Here is a 1,253-nt window from a genome sequence, read left to right as displayed (position 1 = left end):
CAACTAAAATTGGCCACGGTTTTAGAGCTTTCCCAATACAAACGTTCCGATTCATTGGGCGTTAACCCACCGTTATACTGATGTGGCCTAAGTTGGCTGTAATATCCAATAATGTATCGAATGATCTCTTGTTGAGCCTCTGCAAAACTACGATAACCCGCCTTGGGAACCCATTCGCTTTTCAGGCTTCTAAAGAAGCGCTCCATCGGCGCATTATCCCAACAATTGCCTCGTCTTGATAAGCTTTGTGTAATCTGACAACGCCATAGTAACTGACGATAATAGCGACTCGTATAATGGCTACCCTGATCACTGTGGAACATGACCCCTTTGGGCCTGCCCCTAGATTCAAAGGCCATCATCAGTGCTTTTCCAGTGAGCTTGCTGTCTGGCGATAGTGACATTGCCCAACCAATAGGTTTTCGTGCAAACAGATCTAAGACAACAGCCAAATACATCCAACGATGGCCAACCCATACATAGGTGACATCACCAACCCAAACCTGATTTGGTTGAGTCACAGCAAATTGCCGCCCTAAAAGATTGGGGATATCAAGATGCTCTTGTTCGGCCTTTTTGTATTTATGTTTAGGTGACTGGCAGCTCACTAAGCCGAGTAATTTCATTAGCTTACTTGCTCGATAACGGCTAAGCGGTATCTCCTCAATATTGGTTACCATATCAGCAATCGTACGTGCACCTGCTGAGCCGTGGCTAGCTTCATGCATGTCACTCACAATAGAGTGCAATTTCACCTGCTCTGGCGAGAGTTGTTTGTCTCTGTTACGCCAATACTTGTAGCTACTACGATGAACACTGAACACATGGCATAAGGTTTTTACACTAAAGCTCTTCCTGAGTTTCTCGATCATCGAGAATTGTTCAGTGAGTCCGACATCAAGAGAGCAGTAGCCTTTTTTAAAATTTCATTGTGCTCCTCAAGGTTAGCGATTCTCTTCTTGAGTTCACGAATTTCTATTTGTTCTGGCGTAAGCGGAGAGGCTTTCGGCGATATACCTCGTTGCTCTTGCTTAAGCTGTCGTACCCAGCGATCCATTGCTGATTTACTGACATTCATTGCTTTAGCGGCTTCGATAACCGAATAGCCATGCTCTGTTACTAATTGTGCAGCTTCAAGTTTGAACTCTGCACTAAAAGTTCGTCTTGTGCGATTTGTCATAAAGTCACCTATTTGTCTCTGAGATGTATTTTAACACCTCTATTTAGGTGGCCAAATTTACTGTACCACTACA

1 protein-coding gene is annotated in these 1,253 nt (G+C 44.1%); it reads right to left on the bottom strand.

Going from position 1 to position 1,253, the window contains the following annotated elements:
* A protein-coding gene (locus tag CDZ87_RS16850; RefSeq protein ID WP_100754550.1) for an IS3 family transposase occupies window positions 1-1,180 on the bottom strand; the annotation gives its coding sequence in 2 pieces (ribosomal slippage) (window positions 1-913 and window positions 913-1,180; 1,181 coding nt annotated over the 2 pieces). This gene is flagged as partial in the annotation.
* Between the last annotated feature and the right edge of the window lie 73 nt (window positions 1,181-1,253).

It is taken from the genome of Vibrio salilacus (assembly GCF_002811245.1).
GTDB lineage: Bacteria > Pseudomonadota > Gammaproteobacteria > Enterobacterales > Vibrionaceae > Vibrio > Vibrio salilacus.
This window is presented reverse-complemented; position numbering and strand designations above follow the sequence as displayed.